The organism is Paenibacillus sp. GM1FR, assembly GCF_002803315.1.
Lineage (GTDB): Bacteria > Bacillota > Bacilli > Paenibacillales > Paenibacillaceae > Paenibacillus > Paenibacillus amylolyticus.
The window spans coordinates 511,918-528,859 of the sequence record NZ_MKZL01000011.1 but is presented as its reverse complement, the minus strand read 5'-3'; the positions used below and the strand labels follow the sequence as shown (position 1 = coordinate 528,859).

The window sequence follows — 16,942 nt, the reverse complement described above, 5'->3', positions numbered from 1 at the left end:
AACATACATTCAGCGCATCATGACAGTCAGATTGCCCGCGGTCAGCAAGATGGTAATGGCCAGGAAAAACATCAGCCCGACGGCTGCGAGCGCCGCAAATACGTAGATCATGCTCTTGCCGATGGCCTGGAGGCATCCTACAATCGGGGTGTCTCCTAGTGGTTGCATAATGGCACCAGTTACGTTGTATATCAAGGCAAGAGCCAGGATCTTGAGTGCCGGAAAGGCACATAGAAACAAAATGATGATCACTCCGGTGAGTCCAATTGCATTTTTGACAAGTAAAGAAGCTGTAATTACCGTATCCGTCGCATCCGCAAATGTTCTGCCCACGACAGGGACAAAGTTGCCTGCGATGTATTTGGCGGCCTTCAGGCTAACTCCATCCGCTACGGAGCCCGATGCTCCCTGCACCGAGATTACACCCAAAAACATCGTCAGCAGGATACCCAGCAGTGCCACACTAATATTGCGCAAGAGGTCTGCCAGCTGTGTCAGCTTGTACTTGTCAGACAATGAACTGACGAGATGCAGAACAGCTGAGAAGAAGAGTAACGGGAATACCAGCAAGTGAATCAACGTACTCACCAGATGAATCATGAAAATGATGAGTGGATGTGTCACCGAGACGGTGATGACATTACCCATGGACGCAAGCAGTGTGAATAACAAGGGAACCATGGCCATCATGAAGTTGATCATGCCGGTTATGGCATCCTTGGCGTATCCAATCGCTACACTGAAGCTGTTGATCGCAATAATGATGATGACCATATAACAGATGGAATAGGCGATTTTGCTAATATTATTTTTCTCAAATGCAGTCTGAAGTGTCTCCAGAATCATGCTGAGTACACTTAACATCACAATCGTGACCAGAAGTTTGCCATTATATAAAATTTCATGCAGCATGAAGGTTCCTATCGCTACAAACACCGATTTCAGGCTGAACCCTTCATTGCCGGGGATTAACATATCCATGAAGGAAGGGGTCTTCCCATCCGGGAAGAAACCACCGTATTGTTGCATCAGTTGATCCCAGTATTTCTCCACCTGATCCTTGGGAAGGTGATCGGCCTGCTGCTCCATCCACTCACCGGAAGGCGAGGTTGCAGTAACCTGTCCCAGGATACCAAACAGAAAACAGAGCATCAGCACAACCGTAAGGCGCCACTGCGGCTTAAGATGCATTGATTTCATATGAAGTCCGCACGCCCTTTCTACACCGGCATCAGCTTCATGACGGTTTGGATAATAATGCTGATGATCGGTATAGCAAGTACAAGGATCAGTACCTTACCAGCCAATTCGATCTTGGACGCAATGCTCTCCTGACCTGCATCCCTGACAATCTGTGCGCCAAATTCAGCGATGTACGCTATGCCAATAATTTTCAGCACCGTTTTCAGATAAATACTTTCCATGCCTGAATTCTCGGCAAGCCGCTTCAACACTTCGATAACTGCACCGATCTTGCCAATCAACAACATGAAGATGACAATGCCCGTTGCAGCAGCAATCAGAAAGGCAAACATCGGTTTCTGTTCCTTAATGACCAGAATGAGCACTGTTGCGATGAGCGCCAAACCTACAACTTGGATAATTTCCACAGGTCACCACCATCCGGCTTCATGACCGTTTTTCATTGAAAAAGAAATATCGATTTGATCTCTTGTAGCAGGCTGTCCAGCATACGGACCACCATGAACAATACAACGACAAATCCGATTACGGTCACCCAGTGAGCCATATCTTCCTTTCCCATTTGTTTCAGTACCGTGTGAATCATGGCGATGATGATTCCGATACCCGCAATTTGAAAGATTGCGTTCACTTCTAGATTCATGACCTTGGCACCTCACTATCCCGGCTATTTCAGAAGATCAGAATGACGATTAACGCTCCGACAAGCATCCCGAGGCTTCGGCTCATTCGTTCATATTTCATTTGATCGGCCTGGGCGCGGGATTCCTCATGCATTAGTTGTTGAATGGCTAACGATATATGTTTGGTCTGATCCTGACGGTCACTTGTGCCAAGGCTGAAGCTTAATTGCAGCATCACTTCCTTCTCGTCAGCCTTCATGGCCGATCTTCCCCACGCCAGATCCACGCCTGACTGCAGACTTTCCCGGGCAGTGAGTCCATGAGGAGGTTCCATTTGTGTAGCTGCATGAAGAAACAGCGTCTTTACAGGTTCTTTGGTCTGTGCTCCCATCTTGCCCATGGCATCGGGAAGTGGAGTGAGCCCATAGTTAATCTCCGTCATTAGTCGCTGGAGGGCTGCAATGAGTTCTCGCAACTGTCTCGGTCTTAATGCATACTGTCTGGCCTTGTAAAATCCGGCGAGGGTGCTGGCTAACAGAATAATTACCGCACCAAACATGTTAACCAAAGGCTTCACCTCCTGCCCCGGTCTGCTGCAACGCACGCATTTTGCCATCAGCCAGCCGAAAGGTCATGCCCCGGCTCGTCCGTTGCAGCTGGACATAACGTTGAAACATCTGCTCCGTAATTAAGGTTCTGAGGGCGGGTCTGGCCGACAGCTCCGATAGGTCACGGCCATGCGCAGTCGCAATCACTGAGACTCCTGCATGCAGGGCTTCCATCACCGCCTCGGCATCCTCCGGACGACCGATCTCGTCCACAATCAGGACATCGGGCGACATGGAGCGAAGCATCATCATCATGCCCTCAGCCTTCGGACAACCGTCCATCACATCTGTTCGGGGACCTACGTCGAAGCCAGGTACTCCTTTGTAGCTACCAGCGATTTCGGACCTTTCATCCACAATGCCCACTTTCAGACGAGGACGTATTCCCTGAACCAGTTCAGTTCCCCCTGTAAGCTTTGTACCACTGCTAATTTGTCTCGCCAGATCTCGCAGCAACGTCGTTTTCCCTTGTTGTGGTGGTGATAGGATCAACGTGTGCAGGACCTGTCCGCTCTTCATATCGAGAAGATAAGGAAGGATACGATCAGCCACTCCATGTACCTCACGGGCTACGCGAACGTTAAACCCGTTGATGTCACGCAGGTATTCGACACGCCCACCGCTTAGTACCGTTCGTCCAGCAAGCCCAATTCGATGTCCCCCAGGTATGGTGATGAACCCTTTGCGCAGTTCCTCTTCCAATGTATAAAGTGAATGGTTACTGATCAGGTCCAGCAACCTGTGTGTCACTTCTTTCTGAGGAACATACGCTTCTTCAGGATTCCCGGTCGGACAACCTTGAGGTGTCAGGAAGTGGTATGTGTTGCCTGCATTAATCTCCAGGGGTCTGCCTTCTCGAATACGTATTTCCTCCACTTGTTCCAATAGAGCGGGTGGCATTCTTCCAAGAATGGTTCGGATCGGTTCCGGAAAAAGTTCCCTCCAGTTCACCTTCATGAGTAGGCTCCTCCAACCTTGAGATCATTTGGTTCACACTTCTGGCGCTTGTTCATATCTCAAGTTTATGCCTGTACATTTAATTTATGACGCTGAAATCTATCAATTCTTTAGAATACGGTTGAGAGTTGAAACCATAGATCCACCTCATGTTCTAGGCACCCGTCTAGATGTGCATGCATATAGTAATTGCAGATAGGTAAGTTCCATTCCGGTTCAAAACAGAACTACCGATCCCCAGATACAGAAAGGAGTTGTGGGGAGTGCGAGTTGATGTCGTTGGCAATGTGAATGAAGTACGTACCATTGATATTGCAGGGCGAAGTGCAGTTGTCATTGATGTATTGTGTACGACCAGTACGATTGTTACGGCTCTGGCGTATGACGCTTCGGCTGTGATTGCCGTAGAGACCGTTCCACAAGCCAAACAAATGGAAGTGAAAGATTGCATTCGAGGCGGGGAGCGTTTTGACAAAAAAATCACCGGATTCGAAGTGGGGAATTCCCCCTATGAATATATGACTGCAGGCATTGCAGATAAAACAATCATTCTAACCACAACCGATGGAACCCGAGCTTTGATCAAGGCTTCCAAGGGGAAACATGTATTTGCTGGTTCATTTCTCAATGTGCAGGCTGTTGCAGCAGCTCTATGTGAACTTCAACGAGATGTATTGCTGTTATGTGCGGGGAACCAGGATGAATTTGCTCTGGAGGACGGCTTGTGTGCTGGATGTATCATCGATGAACTGCACCGTCAATCCTGTTCTCCCCTCCAACTTAACGATCTCGGCATAGTGCTTCATCAGGCTGTATCCCAACGTAGTGAGAGCATCCCGGAGTTGGTGCAGGGGTCTGTTAGCGGGCGGAGGCTTGAAAAGTTAGGCAGAGTTCATGATATTTCGTATTGTTCTCAATTAAACCTGCTGGATTGTGTTCCCGAGATGGGGGAGGGGAACCGCATGCAGCCTTATAGAGGCATACGCGGGGGAAAGATGTTCAAGTTAATGTGAGAATTGCCATGAGAAAAACAAAAAAAGGTGTACTGCTGCCCGTTGGCAACAGTACACCTTTGCTAATTTACATACATAGAAGATACTTATCTGCGATCTTGAGGTCCACCGATAACGGCTTGCTCGGCAGTGTCGAGATCATATGCTGTATGCAATGCCTTAATGACGTCATGCAGCTTATCTCCGTCAATAACACAAGATACTTTGATCTCGGAAGTGCTCACCATCTTGATACTCACGCCTTCAGCGGAAATGACTTTGAACATCTTCGCAGCTACACCAGGATGACTGACCATACCTGCGCCAACAATGGAGATTTTAACGAGGTTCTCCTCAGATGTAACTTCACGGTAAGGCAGGCGGCTGTGAAGGCCTTCAATGACACGTAATGCGTTCTCACGATCAGACAGCGCAACAGAGAACGAGAAGTCCGCTTTGCCATCCATCACTCCGCTCTGAACGATAATGTCCACATCCAGCTGATTGGATGCAAGCGCACCAAATACTTCGGCCAGAACTCCTGGTACATCCGGCACACCCAGAATACTGATGCGAGCCACGTTTTTGTCATAGGCAATACCACTAACCACTACGCCTTGTTCCATTGCTGCTTCCTCCTTCACAACCGTTCCTTCATTATGGTTAAAGCTGGATCTTACGATTAAAGGTACACCGGAATGCTTCGCGTACTCTACTGCACGCGGATGCAGCACCGCTGCTCCCAAATTAGCGAGTTCCAGCATTTCGTCATACGATATTTCTTTCAGCTTACGCGCAACCTTAACGATCCGCGGGTCCGTAGAATAGATTCCGTCTACATCCGTATAGATCTCACACGCATCAGCCTTAATGGCCGCGGCCAGCGCTACAGCTGTTGTATCCGAACCACCACGACCCAGCGTTGTGATCTCGCCGTCTTCCGTCATGCCCTGGAAGCCTGCAACAATAACAATGTTGCCCTCAGCAAGTGCTGCATTCACTCGGTCAGGTTGAATATCATGAATACGTGCTTTTCCGTGAACCGGCTCTGTGCGGAATCCCGCTTGCCAGCCCGTAAACGATACTGCCTTACGTCCAAGCGCTTGAATAGCCATCGATAACAAAGAGATCGAAATCTGTTCTCCTGTCGTTAAGAGCATATCCATCTCACGAGCAGGCAGATCACTATTCAGTTGTTTTGCCTGATCAATCAAATCATCTGTTGTATCCCCCATGGCCGAAACCACAACTACACACCGATGTCCTTCATCAGCTTTTTCTACAACACGTCCGGCTACACGCTTCATGCGTTCTGTATCTCCGACCGAGCTGCCCCCAAATTTCATGACGTACAATGACAACGCAAATCCACTCCCTACCTTGTGCAGTATGCATAATTAATGTCCATCGTCATTATTCTCTACGAGAAATGACTTTAACCCAGTATATTACGAAAGCGCCTGATAGGCTAATCTTTTTTCGAAAAAACCCTCTGCCAAAGGAATGGCAAAGGGTTGTTAATAACCTTTTTTAGCTTACAAACTGTGAAAGTTACGCACGGGAAGAGTATTTACCTTCACGTGTGTCAATCAGGAGAACGTCACCTTCGTTAATGAACAAAGGAACCTGTACGTTCAAGCCTGTTTCCACTTTTGCATTTTTGGTAGCGCCTTGTGCAGTGTTACCTTTAACACTTGGCTCAGTCTCGATGACTTTCAACTCAACGCTTGTTGGCAAGTCAATTCCGAGAATTTCACCTTGGTAGCTAACGATCTTAACGACCATGTTTTCTTTCAGGAAGTTCAATTCCCATTCCAGTTGTTCACTAGTCAATGTGAACTGATCATATGTTTCGTTATCCATGAACGTGTGCTCTGTACCGCTTGCATACAGGTAGGATACGCCACGGTTTTCGATGATGGCACGACCAATCGTTTCGCCTGCACGGAATGTTTTTTCAACGGTGTTACCGTTACGCAGGTTTTTCAATTTGGAACGTACAAAGGCAGCGCCTTTACCTGGTTTAACGTGTTGGAAATCAAGTACGGTATAGATATCGTTATCTACTTGCACGGTCAAGCCTGTTTTAAAATCGTTTACTGAAATCACAAAAAATCCCTCCTGATATGGTTAAAAAGTAGGTGATATAAGACGATGGGTTAATGTTATATGTAAAATGAGCCCAAGAATGCCCACCTCGTTCACTTCGATTGCAGTACCATCCTCCGATCGCTGTTATCCCCAGATTTTTTTGATCCCATTATCAATGGGAAAATCCGGTGATAAAGGCGAACGCTTCGCTTCTTCAGATTGGTTCTGCACTCTTCGCTATGGTGAAATTTCTTATTTTCAATTTAAATAACACATTAAAAATCGTCTTATATCCCTGTGGCTGTAATTTAGCCGATTACGGTGAACTTCTTGTCCGACTTCGTGAGAATATGAATACCCGTCTCGGTAATCACTACGTCATCCTCGATACGCACGCCGCCAAGCCCGTCAATATATATACCCGGTTCAACGGTAACGACCATACCCGGTTTCAATACATCGTCGCTAAGCTTGGACAAGCGAGGAGCTTCGTGAACTTCCATACCCAGACCGTGGCCTGTGCTGTGTCCGAATTGATCTCCATATCCGTGACCTGCAATGATATCACGAGCCAATGCATCTGCTTCCCGTCCGGTCATACCCGGTTTCAGGTTCTCCAGCGTATGTAACTGAGCTTCCAGTACAATGTCATAAATTTTGCGCAGTTCAGGTACAGGTGTACCTGTTGCAATGGTACGTGTCAGATCTGAACAGTATCCGTCCAAAAGTGCACCAAAGTCAAATGTAATTAACTCATTTTGTCCGATGACCTTGCTGCTCGCTACACCGTGAGGCATAGCAGAACGTTCACCCGAAGCAACAATGGTGTCAAACGAAGAGGACGTTGCTCCATGCTTGCGCATGAAAAACTCCATCTCCAGATCCACTTCACGCTCCGTCATACCTGGTTTTGCAAACTGCAAAACGTGGCTGAACGTGGCATCCGCCAGGTCTGCTGCTCTCTGCATAACCGCGATCTCATCTTCATCCTTGAACATACGAAGTTGTTCCACGATCCCGGATACAGCTTTCAGTTCGATAGATTGAAGTGCTTCTGCATAAGCGGAGTGCGTGCCAAATGTAACACTATCCTGCTCGAAGCCCACTTCTTTGATATTCGCGGATGTCAACAATTCGCGCACCGTATCCATCGGCTTAGCTCCATGCTCCACAACGGTGAATCCTTTGGCTTGTTGAGGCGCTTGTGACATATAACGGAAATCAGTCAGCAGATATGCATCCTGTTCCGTAATCAGCACATATCCCGCCGAGCCTGTAAAACCCGTCATATAACGACGGTTAATCGGGTTTGTAATCAGCATTGCAGTGAGTTCATGCTCACGCATGGCTTCACGCAACTTATTTACTCGTTTGTTTTCCATCGGTAACCCTTCTTTCTCTCACATTCCCGGGTTCCCGGCTCAGGTTTGTTTGTCCAGATGACGCACAAGAGCCAGCAATCCCAGTTCATAGCTTACTTCGCCAAATCCGGCAATCTGCCCGATTGTTTCCGCTGCAATCACTGAATGATGTCTGAACGCTTCGCGTGCATGAATGTTGGATAGATGTACTTCCACTGTAGGGACTTTTACAGCATTGATTGCATCACGTATAGCATAGCTATAATGGGTAAATGCTCCGGCATTCAGTATTATTCCGTCTGCCTCACCCATCGCTGCATGAATGCGGTCAATGATGTCCCCTTCATGGTTCGATTGATAAAAAGCGATGGAGACGCCAATTTCATCAGCCTGTCTGCGAATTTTGTCCTCAATATCCTTCAGACTAAGCGTTCCATAGATGCCCGGTTCGCGTACACCAAGCATGTTCAGGTTCGGACCATTGATCACAATAATTCGTTTCATCGCTGCTCCACCCTCTCTGCAAATAACCATCTGCTATTTTAACACAGGCATTGCCGGATTGAGAAGCTTTTTTGCGCTATGCCCCCGCTTGCTCCGGCTCGCGTTTGCGTTCGTCTGTGTACTCCATGGCTACCGTGTAACCAATGAACAGCCCCCACAGCAAAAAGAAACAGAGTTCCGTGATGATTGAATCCCACGTTAAACCGTTCAAAGGTTTCATCATCCCGAGTTTCGGTCCGACCAGTATAAAGAGAATCAGCCACCAAACGATTCCATATACCATGCCGGGTAACGGCCCTTTCAGTTTTCTAATCGTGAATGTGTAGAGTAAGGATGCCAAGATGGAAAAGACGATAAAAAACAGCCAGCCTGTCAAATGTCCTGCTGCGGTATATATATATTCATGTTTGAAAAAAGGCTCGGCCAGAAATCCGACAGGTACAATCGTAAAATGCAACAGATAGAATAGCCAATGCAGCCCACCCCAGATAAAACCGGCAAAGAAGCCAAGCTCTAATGCAAAGGAAAATGGCTTCGTATAGTAGTGTGCTTGACCTTGCCTCTGGGTAGGGCGCCTGCCCTTGTCTTTTTGCTGCCGCTCATTGGGACGTTGACCTTCATCTTGTGATGTATTTTCATGCTTACGTTCTGTCATTGATATTCTCCTTCATTCAGTTGATAATCCCGCATTATGCCTCGAATTACCGCTCCGATTCTACGAAGTAGTATGTTCAAAACAGGACAATCTTAACAACATCCTTCAAGGTTTGACTCACAAACTAGAAATTGGTCTCAAAATTCGATACAATAGGGTTATTAAACTGCCTTTGATCGCGAAGGCCAAGAACAGAATAGGAAGGTGAATAATTTGCCTCAACAATCCAAGCCTGTCAGCTATGGGGGGCAAGCTGTCATTGAAGGCGTAATGTTCGGTGGGAAACATGTCAACGTTACAGCTGTTCGTAGAAAAGACGGCGAAATTACGTATCTGGAAGTTCCCAAGCAAGACAAGTCCTGGGTCATGAAATTGCGGCGGATTCCTTTATTACGCGGAATTGTCAGCATTATAGATTCAAGTGTCAAAGGTAGCAGACATCTCAATTATTCTGCTGACGCCTATGCTGATGATGAACTGGAACCGGAAGAGAAAGCCAAGCAAAAAGAGAAAGAAGGTTCGGGCTGGAGCCTAAGCATGATCATTGGTGTGACCGCCGTCGCCATCCTTTCATTCCTTTTTGGTAAAGTTGTGCTCACATTGCTTCCTGTTGTTATCGAGAATTTTCTATTCAAAAATGCATTCGACAATCAGTTTTTGCATAATTTACTGGAAGGCGGCATTAAGCTGATCCTATTACTCGCTTATCTGTGGTTAATCTCACAGACGCCGATGATTAAACGTCTCTTCCAGTATCATGGAGCGGAACACAAAGTAATCAGCGCACATGAAGCTGGTGAAGAACTGACACCGGAGAACGTGCAAAAGTACAGCCGACTGCACTACCGCTGCGGAAGCAGTTTCATTATGTTGACTGTTATCATTGGAGTGTTTCTATACTCCCTCTTCACGTACGATAACCTCTGGGAACGGATGGGTCAGCGTCTATTGTTATTGCCAGTTGTGCTAGGTATTTCTTTTGAACTCTTAAAGCTCACGAATTCGGTACGTGATATTCCTGTACTGCGTTATCTCGGATACCCGGGATTGTGGCTGCAATTGCTGACAACAAAAGAACCGACCAACGAACAGGTAGAAGTATCCATTGCTTCGTTTAACCGCATGCGTGAGTTGGATGCCAAGCTTGCCAATGTCTCTGCTACGTCAGAAGTACCTGTTGCAACACTCGATCCTGTGAAAGGGTGAATGATATGAACAAGCAGGCAATCTTATTTTGGACGTTCATCGCACTAGCTGCTGTTGGAGTCTTGACTTGGCTGGGGAACGCTAGTCCATCCAGGATCATTATTCCTCTGGTCGTGTTCGGAGCCGTATTCCTGCTGTACAAATATCCGCCTCGTCGCTGGGCACAAAAAGCCAAATCACCAAAGATTAAGCCATCTGCACGAACCATGGCAAAAGTCAATGCACAGTCCAGTGCCAGAAAGAGCAGCGGCTCTTCAAAGAAACGCAAGGATTATCCTTTCCAAGTGATTCAGGGACAAAAAGGGAAAAGCGATGAAGATATACCGAAATTTCACTAAAAGGTACTGAACAACCAAAAAAGCAATTCTCCCAACATGCGGAGAATTGCTTTTTTCACGTTTATACAGGAATCAGAGGTGGAGCTTCTGCCTGTTTCTTGCGTAATTCTTTTCTTTGTTTGTCCAGCTGTTCACCATACATTTTTGTATTCCATCCGTTGAAAAACTCGTTCCCTGCGGTTGCGCCTGATCGATATAAAGCTGTGCTATCCTGTAACGATAAATGAAATTGCGTCGGTTTAATGCCAAGCGTTGGTATCTTCACTGTACGAAACCGGTTAATCTGTTCGATGTAGCGTTCATCATGTGCTGTGAGCATCGTCTCCACAAGGGCCTGAAGCATGCTTAGCGGTCCTTTAATCCGGGCAGGTTCCACTTCCGTCTTTCCCACCATTTTGAATCCAACAACCGGAATAACGTCTCCTCCTCGTTCCGAACGATCACCATCGAAGAGCCACAACGGAAAATTGCTAAGTAATCCACCATCCACGACATACACAAACTGATCTTGAAAAGGAAGTCCTTTGGAGAATACTGGTGATTTGCGTATGACTACCGGATCGAAAAAATACGGGATACTGCAACTCATACGAACCGCCTTTGCAACATCCAGCTTCGCAGGGTCAATGCCGAACCGCCGAATATCGTCTGGCAGCACCAGAATGGTCCCATTGGATATATCGGATGCGGTAATAAGCAACTTACCTTGTGGCAAGTCAGCGAATGTGCGAATCCCTTTCTGCTCCAGCATCTTGCGAATCCATGATTCCAGCGCTTCTCCCGAATATAGTCCTTTCTTCAAGAACAGCCTTGCCGTGGGTCCGATCCATCGAGTATTAAATATGGGGGAACGACGAAGCAATGAAACAAAGGGGGTATTCTCAATAATGACTTTCATCTCCTCGGCCCTGTAACCAGCCGCTAGCAGAGCAGCTACAATGGAACCGGATGATGTGCCTGCCACTCGATTAAACTGAATGCCGCAGTCTTGAGCACCCTGCACAGCACCTGCAAGCGAGATCCCTTTGACGCCTCCACCTTCAAACACCGCGTTAATTAACATAACAAAAAACCCCCGTTCTCCAGGCAGCCACGTTTCTACTGCCACTCTATGAGAACAAGGGTTTGTCTTATCACTATATTGTTAAAATGTTTTATAGACCATAGTAGGCTTTTAATTTGGCAATCAAGCCGAGAGGGTTCTTCGTCAGGTACTGTGAACTGAAGAATATATCCCCTTTGACCGAACCATACTTCTTGTTGTAGTTCAGCTGATCGATGATCTCCTGTGATGTCTGCCAGCCAATCTCTGGCGTACCTAACTTATAAGGAGAGTGACCGATATACAATTTTACATTTGTGTTAGCCACTTCATTCGCCCACCAGTCCACGACTTTGTCGTATCGGGCTACGTTCAATGTCATACTCCAATATACCTGAGGGGCAACATAGTCAATCCACTCCTGATTAATCCATGTCCGCACATCTGCATTCATGCTGTCATACGCGGTTACTCCTGCTTTGGTATCAGAGCCTGTCAGATCAACGGATTTATTACGCCATACACCAAATGGACTAATTCCATATTCAACGTTAGCTTTCACGCTGTGAATACTCTGTCCGAGCTGCTTAACAAACTGATTGATATTGTCCCGACGCCATTCAGCACGGTCTTTGGTATTCAATGTGTTGTAAGTTTTGAAGGCTGCATCATCATTAAACATCACATTGGATGGATAGAAATAATCATCCAGATGTACACCATCAATATCATACTGATTGACCACTTCCATGATCGTATCGATAATATGCTGTCTGGCTTCCGGGATACCCGGGTTAATATACATTTTGCCTGATGCATTCACAATCCAGTCGGGATGAAGCTTTGAGATATGGTTTGCAGCCAAGTTTGATGTACTTGCTGAGTTCGTTGCTCTAAACGGATTAAACCAGGCGTGGAACTCCAGACCCCGTTTGTGTGCTTCCTCAACCATAAACGCGAGGGGATCATAACCTGGATCTTTACCTTGTGTTCCTGTCAATACGCTGTTCCAAGGTACCAGACCGGAAGGATAGATGGCATCCCCATTGGCTCTCACTTGGACAAATACGGCATTAATGCCCATACCTTGCAACGTATCTAGCTGTTTCGTATACTCCTGTTTTTGCTTCTCTACATTTCCCTTGGCACCGGATGTAGGCCAGTCTCCATTCACAGTGGAAATCCAGGCTCCCCGCATCTCTTCAGAAGCTGGTACAGTGCCCGTGCCCCCAGGCTCCGCTGGGGTTACCGGGGTTGGTTCAGGAGTTGGGACTGATTCGTCTCCTGTGTAAAGATCAATGGTCTGGGCAGCCTGATTCCAGTTCACTCGAATGCCCAGGTTCTCACTGACGAATCGAATGGGTACCATGACCCGACCCTGTTTCAATTCGACCGATGCATCCAGACCAACTACAGCGTTATCCACCGTCGCCTGCTGGCGTCCGCTCGTCATAGAGATGACCGAATCGGATTTCTTAATGGTCACGGTACGAGTAGCTTGAGACCATAGAACAGACGCACCTAGTCCTTCGCTAATAACACGCAGAGGCACCATCGTTACATTTACTTTAGGCAAGATGTAGGGTGATACATCCGATTCCAAACGGTTGCCGTCTAGAAAAATAGCGATTTCCTTCTGCCCGGCCGCTTGTGCCGTCATACCTGCTGTCTGTAATCCAAGTACAAAAATGAGCAGCAACATCAATCCTTTACGAACGTTCATTAGTGCAGTCCTCCAAAATCATTATAAATTTGCGGTAAATTCTACTAGTTTAATAGACGCTCTTACCGTTCGTTTAGTTGCGAAAATCACCAAATTTTGGTGTGATTGCAGACAAAAAAATGCTTCCTGCCATTGAAACGGCAAGAAGCATCCTTTGATCACGGGATACGATTCATTGTATATCACCATGTGTATTCCACTGCTGAAACTTAAGACTCCGTATTACTCATGACGTCCTGAAGGTTTTTGAGGTCACGCAAACGGCTCTCATCCTGACGGAAGTATTCAACCAAGGACTCGATGCATGTAATGGAGTCCCAGCTCAGATGATGTTCAATGCCTTCAACATCATTGTAGATATTTTGTTCCTGAACACCAATCGTTGTCAAAAATTGTTCAAGCAGATGATGGCGCTCCATCAAACGTTTGCCCATCTTTTTGCCTTTTGGCGTAAGCACCAGTCCGCGGTACTTTTCATAGATCAGGTACTCGTCTTTGTCCAGCTTTTGGATCATCTTCGTCACCGATGAAGGATGTACTTCCAGTCCTTCAGCTATATCAGACACACGAGCATAGCCCTTTTCATCAATTAATTTGTATATACGCTCCAAATAATCTTCCATACTGGGCGTTGGCATCTGCTTCCCTCTTTTCTCTCTGACCGGCCCCTATTCGTGCCTGGTCCCTATCTTATAATGATACATGTTATCAATACGCATTGGCAAGTCCTGTACAGTTCGGAGCGCGCTGTTACACAAGTAATTGGCAGGCGTGACTTCTCCCCAAACGAGGCAAACTAAGCAAAGTTCCGCATCGAAAGGAGTGATTTCGTGAGTACAAGTGTAGCCTCACCGCCAGTTCGTAAAGCAAAAGGTACTAAACCCTTTATTCCCGATTTGGTGTATTTTGAACCCGGTGCGTTGGAATATGACAAAGGCAAACGGATTATGGAATGGGTGACATCCAAAAACATACCTTATCAGATGACCACATCCCATAATCGAATCACAAACTTGCCGGGTGAAACCGAACAAGAAAAATATCGAATGGCAAAGCGTACTCTGGTCGTTGGTGTGCGCAAGACACTCAAGTTTGACCAGTCGAAACCTTCAGCGGAATATGCCATTCCCATCTCTACCGGTTGTATGGGGCACTGTCATTATTGTTATCTTCAAACTACACTTGGTGCGAAACCTTATGTCCGTGTCTATGTCAATACCGAGGAGATCATTCAGGCAGCCAAAGGATACATCGAAGAACGCGCGCCTGAAATCACACGATTTGAAGCTGCCTGTACGTCTGATCCCGTAGGACTCGAGCATATCACGGAGAATTTAAGTGACCTGATTCGTTTTATGGCGGAGGAAGAATATGGACGCCTGCGATTTGTAACCAAATATCATCACGTTGATCCGTTGCTGAACATTAAGCATAACGGCCACACCCGTATCCGGTTTAGTGTCAATTCGGATTATGTCATCAAAAACTTTGAACCGGCTACCTCCAGATTTGAGGAACGCATTGAAGCTGCTGGCAAAATTGCACATGCCGGTTATCCCCTTGGATTCATTATCGCTCCGATCATGTGGTATGAAGGCTGGGAAGAAGGATACTCGGATCTGTTGCAGAAGCTGGCAGATACGCTTCCAGAGGAAGCAACCAAGGATCTTACCTTTGAGATGATCCAGCACCGTTTTACCAAAACGGCCAAAGCAACCATTGAGAAACGTTATCCTAAAACCAAGCTGGAGATGGATATCGAGAAACGCAAGATGAAATGGGGCCGCTGGGGTCAGTACAAGTATGTGTATAAGGATGACCAGCAAGATGCGCTGCGCGAATTCATTACGGAACGGATTTTTGAACATTTCCCACTAGCCAGTATTGATTACTTCACCTAAACGAAAAACAGGATTCCCCAAAATCATATGCAGTTAAAAGCATTCCTAACAAACGATTAAAAAGCAGGTTACATGACCCAGATTGACTCTGGTAACATGTAGCCTGCTTTGTCATGCATTTTAAATTCAAATTCAGTTCATCCGTTTAAATGATCATCCAGTCTGGTGTAATCTGCTGCAACCAGATCGTAATCTTCGTCATCTGATCTGTAAAAAGCAATACCCCAAGGAACAACATTAATGCTCCCCCGACTTTCATCATGACATTGGAATACCGTAAGATCCAGCGTGTTGAACCGATGAAAAAGGCCAAAATGAAAAACGGGATTGCAAACCCTGCCGTATAACCTGTAATCAGCGCCAGCCAGGTTGTGGGCTCACTTGCAGCCATAGCAATGATTGTTGCCAGAATAGGGCCAATACACGGCGACCAGCCTGCTGAGAAACCGATGCCAAATATAAAAGAGCCCAGATAGCCTGCTGGTTTCCATTTCATATCCAGCTTGCGTTCCTTCATCAGAAACTGTGGCTTGAACACACCAAGCAAAAATAACCCCATAAGCATAATCAAAATCGCAGACAATTGCCGAATCAGTTCTCGGTTATCATTGAAAAATTGGCCAAACAGTCCAGCACCCAGGCCAAGCGAATAAAATACAGCCGAGAAGCCTAAAATAAACGCCAGCGTATGCGTCATCGTCTTAAAGCGGACTTCGCGCTGATTGCGGTCATCCTTCAATTGTTGCACCGTCATACCTGTAATGTAGGAGAGGTATGATGGATACAACGGAAGACAACATGGTGATATAAATGAGACTAAACCTGCTACAAAAGCCATCCATACATTAACATCAGGCATGAAGCGGATGTCTCCCTTCCCCGGGCTCTCGTGCTTGTTCGTTTAGCCGTCAGGCTCGGAACCCTTTTTTTCCAATCATCGTCAGAATCAGCATCATGATCAGCAATAATACAATCGTTGCTCCAGGTGCGAGGTTCCAGATACCTGCTACAACCAGTCCAAGGACTACGGCAATTTCGCCAATCACCACGGACAAAATAATAGCGGATTTGAAACTTCGGGCCATCAACAGGCTGACCGCTACCGGAATGGTCAATAGCGCTGACACCAGGAGCGCACCGACAATCTTGATCGCCGTGCTTATGACAAGTGCTGTCATCACAGTGATTAACATGTTCAGAATTCTCACAGGCAACCCTGTAACCGCTGCCGCATCTTCCTCAAAGCTGAGCAGGAAAAATTCCTTATGTAACAATGCCACTACAATCACCACGATCAGCGTAACCACACCTACGAGCTTCAGATCCGTAGCGTCTAATGTATATATACTGCCGAATAAATAACTCATGACATCTGCATTATATCCTTTGCCCAGCGTGAAGAACAAGGAAGCAAGAGCCACGCCACCGGACATGATAATGGCAATCGATAATTCGGCGTAACTCTTGTACGCTTTGCGCAATTTCTCTATCGCAAATGAAGCAAGCACGGCAAATATCAAGCCCACTGCAATGGGATACACTTCAATCAGGAATCCAAGTGCAACACCGGCAATGGTCACATGAGACAAGGTGTCTCCGATCATGGATAACCGCCGCAAGACCAGGAACAGTCCGATTAACGGAGCGGTAATGCCAATTAACAACCCACCCGCCAGGGCACGCTGAAAAAAATCACTCATTAATATTTCCAAAACAAACACGACTCCTTCGGCCTTAC

The 16,942-nt window shown here is 46.6% G+C and carries 19 protein-coding genes; 4 read left to right on the top strand and 15 right to left on the bottom strand.

What is annotated here, in order from left to right; translation table 11 throughout:
• Positions 1 to 9 precede the first annotated feature (9 nt).
• From spoIIIAE to spoIIIAA, 5 genes are all read right to left on the bottom strand, one after another.
• Positions 10 to 1,152: a stage III sporulation protein AE gene (gene spoIIIAE / locus PAEAM_RS08105; protein ID WP_370511423.1), complete on the bottom strand. Its 1,143-nt coding sequence runs from the start codon at positions 1,150 to 1,152 to the stop codon at positions 10 to 12.
• Between the two features lie 68 nt (positions 1,153 to 1,220).
• Positions 1,221 to 1,610 carry a stage III sporulation protein AD gene (gene spoIIIAD, locus PAEAM_RS08100; protein WP_100527184.1) on the bottom strand — a complete coding sequence of 130 codons (390 nt, stop codon included), beginning with the start codon at positions 1,608 to 1,610 and terminating at the stop codon, positions 1,221 to 1,223.
• 32 nt (positions 1,611 to 1,642) lie between these two features.
• Positions 1,643 to 1,846 (bottom strand): stage III sporulation protein AC, encoded by a 204-nt coding sequence (spoIIIAC, locus tag PAEAM_RS08095; RefSeq protein WP_017687585.1) that lies wholly within the window; start codon positions 1,844 to 1,846, stop codon positions 1,643 to 1,645.
• Positions 1,847 to 1,875: 29 nt separating this feature from the next.
• Positions 1,876 to 2,394 carry a stage III sporulation protein SpoIIIAB gene (gene spoIIIAB / locus PAEAM_RS08090; protein ID WP_036614389.1) on the bottom strand — a complete coding sequence of 173 codons (519 nt, stop codon included), beginning with the start codon at positions 2,392 to 2,394 and terminating at the stop codon, positions 1,876 to 1,878.
• Entirely contained in the window at positions 2,387 to 3,391 is a 1,005-nt protein-coding gene (spoIIIAA, locus tag PAEAM_RS08085) for a stage III sporulation protein AA (protein WP_100527183.1), read from the bottom strand. Before spoIIIAA ends, spoIIIAB begins: the two co-directional genes overlap by 8 nt.
• 263 nt (positions 3,392 to 3,654) lie before the next feature.
• Between spoIIIAA and PAEAM_RS08080 the strand changes: the two genes are divergently transcribed.
• Entirely contained in the window at positions 3,655 to 4,404 is a 750-nt protein-coding gene (locus PAEAM_RS08080) for a 2-phosphosulfolactate phosphatase (RefSeq protein WP_076251020.1), read from the top strand.
• Positions 4,405 to 4,490: 86 nt separating this feature from the next.
• Here the strand turns inward: PAEAM_RS08080 and PAEAM_RS08075 are convergent, their stop codons facing one another.
• From PAEAM_RS08075 to PAEAM_RS08055, 5 genes are all read right to left on the bottom strand, one after another.
• Entirely contained in the window at positions 4,491 to 5,744 is a 1,254-nt protein-coding gene (locus PAEAM_RS08075) for an aspartate kinase (protein WP_047843625.1), read from the bottom strand.
• 190 nt (positions 5,745 to 5,934) lie between these two features.
• Positions 5,935 to 6,492, bottom strand: coding sequence for an elongation factor P (gene efp, locus PAEAM_RS08070; protein WP_036614394.1), 558 nt, complete (start codon positions 6,490 to 6,492; stop codon positions 5,935 to 5,937).
• A 290-nt stretch (positions 6,493 to 6,782) separates the two neighbouring features.
• Positions 6,783 to 7,856, bottom strand: a complete 1,074-nt coding sequence (locus PAEAM_RS08065) for a M24 family metallopeptidase (RefSeq protein WP_036674988.1) — start codon at positions 7,854 to 7,856, stop codon at positions 6,783 to 6,785.
• Positions 7,857 to 7,895: 39 nt separating this feature from the next.
• Complete coding sequence (gene aroQ, locus PAEAM_RS08060; protein ID WP_036614400.1) at positions 7,896 to 8,339, bottom strand: type II 3-dehydroquinate dehydratase; 444 nt, start codon at positions 8,337 to 8,339, stop codon at positions 7,896 to 7,898.
• A gap of 76 nt (positions 8,340 to 8,415) precedes the next feature.
• Complete coding sequence (locus tag PAEAM_RS08055; RefSeq protein WP_017687577.1) at positions 8,416 to 8,994, bottom strand: YqhR family membrane protein; 579 nt, start codon at positions 8,992 to 8,994, stop codon at positions 8,416 to 8,418.
• Between the two features lie 213 nt (positions 8,995 to 9,207).
• Between PAEAM_RS08055 and PAEAM_RS08050 the strand changes: the two genes are divergently transcribed.
• Together PAEAM_RS08050 and PAEAM_RS08045 are read left to right on the top strand one after the other, a co-directional pair.
• The gene (locus PAEAM_RS08050; RefSeq protein WP_047843628.1) at positions 9,208 to 10,200 is read left to right on the top strand and encodes a DUF1385 domain-containing protein; all 993 of its coding nucleotides are present in this window, start codon (positions 9,208 to 9,210) and stop codon (positions 10,198 to 10,200) included.
• A gap of 5 nt (positions 10,201 to 10,205) precedes the next feature.
• A complete protein-coding gene (locus PAEAM_RS08045; RefSeq protein ID WP_017687575.1) occupies positions 10,206 to 10,538 on the top strand; it encodes a hypothetical protein in 333 nt (110 codons plus the stop codon).
• Positions 10,539 to 10,599: 61 nt separating this feature from the next.
• Here the strand turns inward: PAEAM_RS08045 and PAEAM_RS08040 are convergent, their stop codons facing one another.
• From PAEAM_RS08040 to mntR, 3 genes are all read right to left on the bottom strand, one after another.
• Complete coding sequence (locus PAEAM_RS08040; protein ID WP_100527181.1) at positions 10,600 to 11,601, bottom strand: patatin-like phospholipase family protein; 1,002 nt, start codon at positions 11,599 to 11,601, stop codon at positions 10,600 to 10,602.
• Positions 11,602 to 11,692: 91 nt separating this feature from the next.
• A complete protein-coding gene (locus tag PAEAM_RS08035) occupies positions 11,693 to 13,303 on the bottom strand; it encodes a family 10 glycosylhydrolase (protein WP_100527180.1) in 1,611 nt (536 codons plus the stop codon).
• Positions 13,304 to 13,512: 209 nt separating this feature from the next.
• Positions 13,513 to 13,941, bottom strand: a complete 429-nt coding sequence (gene mntR, locus PAEAM_RS08030; RefSeq protein WP_036614415.1) for a transcriptional regulator MntR — start codon at positions 13,939 to 13,941, stop codon at positions 13,513 to 13,515.
• A 192-nt stretch (positions 13,942 to 14,133) separates the two neighbouring features.
• On the opposite strand from mntR, the gene splB reads away from it, so the two are divergent.
• Entirely contained in the window at positions 14,134 to 15,204 is a 1,071-nt protein-coding gene (splB, locus tag PAEAM_RS08025) for a spore photoproduct lyase (RefSeq protein WP_047843632.1), read from the top strand.
• Positions 15,205 to 15,349: 145 nt separating this feature from the next.
• Here the strand turns inward: splB and PAEAM_RS08020 are convergent, their stop codons facing one another.
• Entirely contained in the window at positions 15,350 to 16,063 is a 714-nt protein-coding gene (locus PAEAM_RS08020) for a cytochrome c biogenesis CcdA family protein (protein ID WP_017687570.1), read from the bottom strand.
• 49 nt (positions 16,064 to 16,112) lie between these two features.
• Positions 16,113 to 16,916 carry a metal ABC transporter permease gene (locus PAEAM_RS08015; protein ID WP_017687569.1) on the bottom strand — a complete coding sequence of 268 codons (804 nt, stop codon included), beginning with the start codon at positions 16,914 to 16,916 and terminating at the stop codon, positions 16,113 to 16,115.
• Positions 16,917 to 16,942 lie beyond the last annotated feature (26 nt).

Bases quoted from the DNA above. Each gene is read 5' to 3' on its own strand.
- spoIIIAC (WP_017687585.1), bottom strand. From the start codon at position 1,846: ATGAATCTAGAAGTGAACGCAATCTTTCAAATTGCGGGTATCGGAATC.
- PAEAM_RS08065 (WP_036674988.1), bottom strand. From the start codon at position 7,856: ATGGAAAACAAACGAGTAAATAAGTTGCGTGAAGCCATGCGTGAGCAT.
- PAEAM_RS08040 (WP_100527181.1), bottom strand. From the start codon at position 11,601: ATGTTAATTAACGCGGTGTTTGAAGGTGGAGGCGTCAAAGGGATCTCG.
- PAEAM_RS08045 (WP_017687575.1), top strand. From the start codon at position 10,206: ATGAACAAGCAGGCAATCTTATTTTGGACGTTCATCGCACTAGCTGCT.
- spoIIIAA (WP_100527183.1), bottom strand. From the start codon at position 3,391: ATGAAGGTGAACTGGAGGGAACTTTTTCCGGAACCGATCCGAACCATT.
- aroQ (WP_036614400.1), bottom strand. From the start codon at position 8,339: ATGAAACGAATTATTGTGATCAATGGTCCGAACCTGAACATGCTTGGT.
- mntR (WP_036614415.1), bottom strand. From the start codon at position 13,941: ATGCCAACGCCCAGTATGGAAGATTATTTGGAGCGTATATACAAATTA.
- spoIIIAE (WP_370511423.1), bottom strand. From the start codon at position 1,152: ATGCTCTGTTTTCTGTTTGGTATCCTGGGACAGGTTACTGCAACCTCG.
- PAEAM_RS08035 (WP_100527180.1), bottom strand. From the start codon at position 13,303: ATGAACGTTCGTAAAGGATTGATGTTGCTGCTCATTTTTGTACTTGGA.
- PAEAM_RS08055 (WP_017687577.1), bottom strand. From the start codon at position 8,994: ATGACAGAACGTAAGCATGAAAATACATCACAAGATGAAGGTCAACGT.
- PAEAM_RS08020 (WP_017687570.1), bottom strand. From the start codon at position 16,063: ATGCCTGATGTTAATGTATGGATGGCTTTTGTAGCAGGTTTAGTCTCA.